The following is a 6,712-nucleotide window of genomic DNA, read 5'->3' on the forward strand; positions in this document are numbered from 1 at the left end:
ACAACGAGGGCAAGGCCGCGGCCGAGAAGGCCCCCGCCGAGACGGACGCCGCAGCGGCGGCCACCACCGTGACGGACGTCGTCGAGGCCGCGGACACCGCCGCCGACGAGGCCGCCGTGGAGCACGTCCCGACCTTCGCCGAGCTCGGCCTCCCGCGCGCCATGGTGCGCGAGCTGACCCGCCTCGGCATCACCCGGCCCTTCGAGATCCAGGCCGCCACGCTGCCGGACGCGCTGGCCGGACGCGACGTGCTCGGCCGTGGCCAGACCGGCTCCGGCAAGACCCTCGCTTTCGGACTGCCGCTGCTGGCGCGCATCGCCGAGGGCAAGCCGGCCCGCCCGCACCACCCCAAGGCCCTGGTCCTGGTGCCCACGCGCGAGCTGGCCATGCAGGTCGCGGACGCGCTGCGCCCGCTGGCCAAGGCGATGGAGCTGTACACCGGCACCGCGGTCGGCGGCGTGCCGTACGACCGGCAGATCCTGGGCCTGCAGCGCGGCCTCGACGTGATGATCGCCACCCCGGGCCGCCTCGGCGACCTGATCCAGCGCGGCGCCTGCGCGCTGGACGACATCGAGGTCACCGTCCTGGACGAGGCCGACCAGATGGCCGACATGGGCTTCCTGCCCGACGTCACCGAGCTGATGGCCAAGACCCCGGCCGGCGGGCAGCGCCTGCTGTTCTCGGCCACCCTCGACGGTGACGTGGACACGCTGGTCAAGCGGTTCCTGAACAACCCGGTGACGCACTCGACCGCCCCGCCGGCGGCTGCGGTGTCCACCATGGACCACATGATGCTGCTGATCCCGCCGCAGGAGAAGTTCAAGGTCACCGCGGCGATCGCGAACCGTCCGGGTCGGACGATCATGTTCGCGCGCACCCAGATGGGCGTGGACCGCCTGGTGGAGCAGCTGCGCGAGGTCGGCGTGCGGGCCGGCGGCCTGCACGGCGGCAAGACCCAGAGTGTGCGTACGCGCACCCTGGCGCAGTTCAAGGAGGGCCGGATGAGCGTCCTCGTCGCCACCGACGTGGCCGCCCGCGGCATCCACGTCGACGGCGTCTCGCTCGTCGTGCACATCGACCCGCCGAAGGACCCCAAGGACTACCTGCACCGGGCGGGCCGCACCGCGCGGGCCGGCGAGTCCGGCGCGGTGGCCACCCTGGTGCTGCCCAAGCAGCGCCGCTCCACCATCTCGATGATGGAGAAGGCCGGCGTGGCCAAGCCCGCCGAGCACCGGCTGCGCGTCGACGACCCGAAGCTGGTCGAGCTGACCGGCGCCCAGGAGCCGTCCGGCCGCCCCGTGGTCGACGAGCCGGAGCCGCGCTTCCAGCGTGGCGGCCAGCGCCGCGACGGCGGACGCGGCTACGGCGACCGCGGCCCGCGCCAGTACGGCGACCGTCCGTTCCGGGAGCGTTCGTACGGCGACCGCCCGCAGGGCGACCGTCCCTTCCGCGAGCGCTCGTACGGCGACCGCCCCCAGGGCGACCGCCCGTTCCGCGAGCGTTCCTACGGCGACCGCCCCCAGGGCGACCGGCCGTTCCGCAGCGGTGACCGACCGCAGGGTGACCGGCCGTTCCGCGGTGACCGCGCGCAGGGCGACCGCCCGTTCCGCGAGCGCTCGTACGGCGACCGTCCCCAGGGCGACCGGCCGTTCCGCGGTGACCGCCCGTCGGGCGACCGCCGCTCCGCGAACTGACACCGGGTCGACGGGCCGCGGCTGCTGAGGCGGCCACGGCTCACCGGACCCCGTGAACGACGAAAGGGCTCCGTGCCCCGCCACACCGGCGGCGCACGGAGCCCTTCGCCGTGGTCACTCCTGCCAGGTGCCGGTGGCCAGGAAGGTGCGGACCGTGGCCAGCGCCTCGGTGAGGTCGAGGTTCTGGTCCTTGAGCCACGTGTTGTCGTAGTAGGTGTGCGCGTACCGCTCCCCGCCGTCGCACAGCAGGGTGACCACGGATCCCCGCTCGCTGCGGGCCAGCATCCCGGCGATCAACCCGAACGCCCCCCACAGGTTGGTGCCGGTCGAGCCGCCCACCCGGCGGCCCAGCACCTCGGAGGCGACCCGCATGGCGGCGAGCGAGCCCGCGTCGGGCACCCGGACCATGCGGTCCACCACGTGGGGCTGGAAGGACGCCTCGACCCGGGGGCGGCCAATGCCTTCGATCCGCGAGCCCTTGCCGGTCGTCACCGTCACGTCGCCGGACTCGTACGACGGGTAGAACGCGGAGTTCTCCGGGTCGACGACCAGGATCTTCGTGCAGTGGCGCTGGTAGCGGACGTACCGGCCGATGGTGGCCGAGGTGCCGCCGGTGCCCGCGCCGATCACGATCCAGGACGGCACGGGGTGCCGCTCCAGCTCCATCTGCTGGAAGATCGACTCCGCGATGTTGTTGTTGCCCCGCCAGTCGGTGGCCCGCTCGGCGTAGGTGAACTGGTCCATGAAGTGCCCGCCGCGGTCCTCGGCCAGCCACCGCGCCTCGACCACGACCTGGGCCGGATCGCTGACCAGGTGGCACTCGCCGCCCTGGAACTCGATCAGCTCGATCTTCTCCTTGCTGGTGGAGGCCGGCATCACCGCGATGAACGGCAGCCCCAGCATGCGCGCGAAGTACGCCTCGGAGACCGCGGTCGAACCCGACGACGCCTCCACCACCGTCGTGTCGGGCCGGATCCAGCCGTTGCACAGCGCGTAGAGGAACAGCGAGCGGGCGAGCCGGTGCTTGAGCGAGCCGGTGGGGTGCACCGACTCGTCCTTGAGGTAGAGGTCGATGCCCCAGTACGGCGGCAGCGGGAACGGCAGCAGGTGCGTGTCGGCGCTGCGGTTGGCGTCCGCGACGACCTTGCCGATCGCTTCCGTCACCCAGACGCGGTCGTTGTCCGAACACCGATCAAGCTGCTCCATGCCCCGGACCGTAGCACTACGCGAGCCGTGCTCAGCAGGGCTGCGGGAGCCCGCTCAGCTCATCAGCGGCCGCGGGCGGCCCTCGAAGGTGGTGGACAGCGCGATGGCGGTGCGGGTGCGGGCCACCCCGCGGGTGCGCGACAGCTGCACGATCAGCTGCTCCAGCTCCGCGATAGTGCCGACCCGGGCCTTGACGAGGTAGGACTCCTCGCCGGCCATGAAGTAGCAGGACTCGATCTGCTCCAGTCCTTGCAGGGCCGCGGAGACGTCCTCCATGTCGACGGCCGGGTCGGCGACGATGCCGATCAGCGCGGTGACGCCGAGGTCGATGGAGCTGGGCTCGACGTCGGCGTGGTAGCCGCGGATCACCCCGGAGGCCTCCAGCTTGCCGACCCGGTCGTGCACCGCCGGCGCGGAGAGGCCGACCTGGCGCGCCAGCTCCGCGTACGAGAGGCGGGCGTTGTTGCGCAGCAGGTCAAGCAGGTTGCGGTCGATCGCGTCCACACAGAGCACCTTAGAGGCAGTTTCTTCCAGAGTGGGCACGGAGGGGCGCATCTTCGGGCAATATACGAATGAGGTTCGCAACATATGGATGCGAACCCCCCAAAAGGTGCATACGACCATTTTAGGGACATCAGCTAGTGATGGTGCTCTAATTGGGCGTACGTCCCAGCGGAGGCGGCAACCGGGTGCGCCCGAACCAACTCCGTCGACGCAAGGAGGTGGGCGTGGACACAGGAGATCGCCTGTTGACACCTGGCGAGGTGGCCGCGCTGTTCCGGGTCGACCCAAAGACGGTGACCAGGTGGGCAGCGGCCGGACGCATCGGCAGCATTCGCACGCCGGGCGGCCACCGCCGGTTCCGCGAGTCGGAGGTGCGGGCACTGCTCGAGGGCGAGGGCGAGTTCGACGAGGACAACCCCCCGGGCAGCCCGGCACCGCAACCCGGCGCCGGCGCCGCACCGCGGGCGGCGGGCAGCAGGCCGGGCGGATACTGACCCGGCCACGGTCCAACCAGGACAACTACCGAGCGGTACGCCACGACGGTCCGGATGGTCGTACCCTCATCAGCGGCGCTGACCCGGCGCCAGGAACACGGCACGTCCCGGCGCTCGCCTCCCGCCCGCGGGAAGGGACTCACCACGTTCCTTGAACGGGCCACCGAACCGTGTGGCCCGTGCCGGACCCGAGGATCGAGTCGCCGCATGCCAACCAACCGGCGCGCCGCCCAGCTGCTGGCCGCGACGTGCTCGGCGTTGACCGAGACCGTGCGGCGGCACATGCCCGCCGGGCCCTACCGGGACTTCACCGCCTGGGCGTACTCGGCGGAGAATCCCCGGCGGCACGAGTACCTCCAGAGCACCGGCGTCATCCAGCTCGTCACGATGAACACCCGGATGCTCACCGGGCTGGTCGAGGAGGACGACTGGCCCGCCATGCTGCACCACGCCGGCCGCATGAACGCCTACCAGGTGTTCGAGGTGGTCTCCGACGACCTCGCCATCGGCCTGGGCCACCCGGTGCTCGACGCCGCCCAGACCCGCCGCCTCGACCTGATCGGCGCGCTCAACCGGGCCATGCTGCAGGCGCTGGCCCCGGGCCGGAACACCCCCGCCATGCTGCTGCTGTCCGGCCCGGCCCGCGACGCCGCCCGGCACGCCTCCGGCTTCGAGCAGAGCCTGGTCAAGAGCAAACGCGCGGGTATGGCCGAGGACTACGCCCGCCACGTCGGCGCCGACGCGCCCCTGCTGCAGGACGTCGAGTACGGCCTGTGGGCCGCGCTCGTGGCCAACGTCGAGAGCTGCCGCGACCTGATGGACGGCATCGACGGCACACCCACCGCCTCCCTGGTGCGCCAGGGCCTCGCCGACCGCTACCGGGCCGTCGAGCGCACCCTGCGCGCCGAGCACCTGTCCCGGCTCGACCTGGCATCGCTCGGCGGCCAGAGCATCCTCGTCCTGCCGACCCTGGCCTACTTCGTCTGCGTCCTCAACGACCTGCTCGCCCCCGCACCCGAGAACCGCGCGGTGCTCGCCGACGGCACCCTCAGCGACCTGCTGTCCGACGCCGCCCTCCTGGTACGCCTGCAGAACGACCTGGGCACCCGCCTGCTGCGCATGCCCGCCGTACAGCAGCACGCCCTGATCAACCGCATCTCCCGAGCCTGCGACGCGGACGGCCGCGACACCGCCGAAGCCGCCCTCGACCAGCTCGCCACCGACCCCGACCCCGCCTTCAACCGCCTGCAGAAGGACATCCTCAACGGCGAGGCCAACATCGCCCTCTGGCACGCCCGCCGCGCCCCCGACGCCACCAGCACCCTCACTGCCCTGTCCGACAGCCTCACCTACCACGCCGCCCTCTACGCCCTGCACAGCGCCCGCCTAGCCGCCAGCCTCGCCGCCCTAGACGCCCGCCTCCCCAACCGCCGCGCCACCACCCTCATCGACCGCTTCGTCCGCTTCCACGAACGCATGTACTCCCACCCCCACACCAACCCCCTGGGCGAATACGCCATCTAACCCGCCCCCACCCCCTTCAAGGCGGCGATCTTGCGTGAACTGTGGGGACGACACGCTTGAATCGGGCGAAGGGGCAACAGTTCGCGCAAGATCGTCGCGATCATGTGGCCGGCGTGTGGGGTGGGGGGTAGGCGGCTTCGATGAGGGCGGGGACGCGGCGGAAGTAGTGGCGGGCGAGGAGGGAGAGCAGAGGGTTGAGCAGGGGGCCGAACCAGGACCAGGGGCGGGCTGCGACGACCTCGGCGACGAGGGCGAAGCGGGTGCGGTGGGGGGTGACCGCGGACCACTCGTAGTACGCGACATAGGGCAGCGGGCCGCTGCGGACCGTGACCGTCTGGCGGTGGGGCGGATCCTGGGCGGTGACCTCAAGGCGGGTCTGGTGGCGCACGCGCAGCAGGGTGGCGTCCAGCTCGTACAGCGTGCCGACGCCACCGTCGCCGATCCGACGCGACGCGTGGATGCCACCCCACCACTGCTGATCGTTGCGCACGTCGGACAGGTACGCGAAGACCTGGGCGACGGGCCGGTCCACCATGATCTGGACCGAGAACCGGACACTGGCTGGCTGGGCTGGCATGCGCTGAGGCTAGGCAGCCGTGTCCAGCCGGTCAACGGACCCGGCTAGTGTCAACGGTGTGTCTGCCGATGTCGCGCCGCGTACGCCCTGGGTGCTGGGGGTGTCGGGGGCTTCCGGGACGCCGTACGCCGCAGCCGTGCTGCGGGGGCTGTGCGCGGCAGGTGAGGCTGTCGATCTCGTGGTGTCCCGGGCGGCGCGGCTGACCATCCTCGACGAGACCGGGCACGCGTTCCGGGACGCGCACTGGCGCGAGGACCTGGCCACCTGGCTGGAGACCCCGCTCGGCGACGCCGACCTGCGCTACTGGCCCGCCGGCGACCTCGCGGCGGGACCGAGCAGCGGCTCGTACCGCGCCAAGGGCATGATCGTCGTGCCGGCCTCGACGGCGGCGTGCGCGGGCATCGCGCTGGGCCTGTCCAAGGACCTGCTGCAGCGGGCCGCCGAGGTCAACCTCAAGGAGCGCCGCCCGGTCGTGATCGTGCCGCGGGAGACCCCGGTGACCCGCAGCCACCTGCTGCACCTGGTCGAGCTGATCGACTCCGGCGCGGTGGTCCTGCCGGCCAGCCCCGGCTTCTACGGCAGCGGCGCGAACGCGCAGGCCCAGCAGCTCATCGACTTCGTAGCCGGCAAGGTCCTCGACGCCGCCGCCGTCCCCCACACCCTCCTCACCCGCTGGACCGGCCACCTCGGCCACCGCTGACCCGCGACTCTTT

At 72.1% G+C, this 6,712-nt stretch carries 7 protein-coding genes; 4 read left to right on the forward strand and 3 right to left on the reverse strand.

Going from position 1 to position 6,712, the window contains the following annotated elements; translation table 11 throughout:
- Nucleotides 1-68 precede the first annotated feature (68 nt).
- Complete coding sequence (locus tag Cco03nite_RS29985) at nucleotides 69-1,694, forward strand: DEAD/DEAH box helicase (protein ID WP_373314361.1); 1,626 nt, start codon at nucleotides 69-71, stop codon at nucleotides 1,692-1,694.
- 114 nt (nucleotides 1,695-1,808) lie between these two features.
- On the opposite strand, the gene cds1 is transcribed toward Cco03nite_RS29985, so the two are convergent.
- Entirely contained in the window at nucleotides 1,809-2,900 is a 1,092-nt protein-coding gene (cds1, locus tag Cco03nite_RS29990; RefSeq protein WP_203696161.1) for an L-cysteine desulfhydrase Cds1, read from the reverse strand.
- Nucleotides 2,901-2,954: 54 nt separating this feature from the next.
- Nucleotides 2,955-3,404 carry an Lrp/AsnC family transcriptional regulator gene (locus Cco03nite_RS29995; RefSeq protein ID WP_203696163.1) on the reverse strand — a complete coding sequence of 150 codons (450 nt, stop codon included), beginning with the start codon at nucleotides 3,402-3,404 and terminating at the stop codon, nucleotides 2,955-2,957.
- 224 nt (nucleotides 3,405-3,628) lie between these two features.
- On the opposite strand from Cco03nite_RS29995, the gene Cco03nite_RS43100 reads away from it, so the two are divergent.
- Both Cco03nite_RS43100 and Cco03nite_RS42960 read left to right on the forward strand, forming a co-directional pair.
- A complete protein-coding gene (locus tag Cco03nite_RS43100; protein ID WP_308440668.1) occupies nucleotides 3,629-3,898 on the forward strand; it encodes a BldC family transcriptional regulator in 270 nt (89 codons plus the stop codon).
- Nucleotides 3,899-4,105: 207 nt separating this feature from the next.
- Nucleotides 4,106-5,422 (forward strand): hypothetical protein, encoded by a 1,317-nt coding sequence (locus Cco03nite_RS42960; RefSeq protein WP_203696165.1) that lies wholly within the window; start codon nucleotides 4,106-4,108, stop codon nucleotides 5,420-5,422.
- A 100-nt stretch (nucleotides 5,423-5,522) separates the two neighbouring features.
- Here Cco03nite_RS42960 and Cco03nite_RS30010 read toward each other — a convergent pair whose 3' ends face one another.
- Complete coding sequence (locus Cco03nite_RS30010) at nucleotides 5,523-5,999, reverse strand: SRPBCC family protein (protein WP_203696168.1); 477 nt, start codon at nucleotides 5,997-5,999, stop codon at nucleotides 5,523-5,525.
- A gap of 58 nt (nucleotides 6,000-6,057) precedes the next feature.
- On the opposite strand from Cco03nite_RS30010, the gene Cco03nite_RS30015 reads away from it, so the two are divergent.
- The gene (locus Cco03nite_RS30015) at nucleotides 6,058-6,699 is read left to right on the forward strand and encodes a UbiX family flavin prenyltransferase (protein ID WP_203696170.1); all 642 of its coding nucleotides are present in this window, start codon (nucleotides 6,058-6,060) and stop codon (nucleotides 6,697-6,699) included.
- Nucleotides 6,700-6,712 lie beyond the last annotated feature (13 nt).

This window comes from Catellatospora coxensis (genome assembly GCF_016862635.1).
GTDB classification, from domain to species: Bacteria; Actinomycetota; Actinomycetes; order Mycobacteriales; family Micromonosporaceae; genus Catellatospora; species Catellatospora coxensis.

Coding starts and splice junctions, on each gene's coding strand:
- cds1 (WP_203696161.1), bottom strand. CDS start 2,900: ATGGAGCAGCTTGATCGGTGTTCGGACAACGACCGCGTCTGGGTGACG.
- Cco03nite_RS42960 (WP_203696165.1), top strand. CDS start 4,106: ATGCCAACCAACCGGCGCGCCGCCCAGCTGCTGGCCGCGACGTGCTCG.
- Cco03nite_RS30010 (WP_203696168.1), bottom strand. CDS start 5,999: ATGCCAGCCCAGCCAGCCAGTGTCCGGTTCTCGGTCCAGATCATGGTG.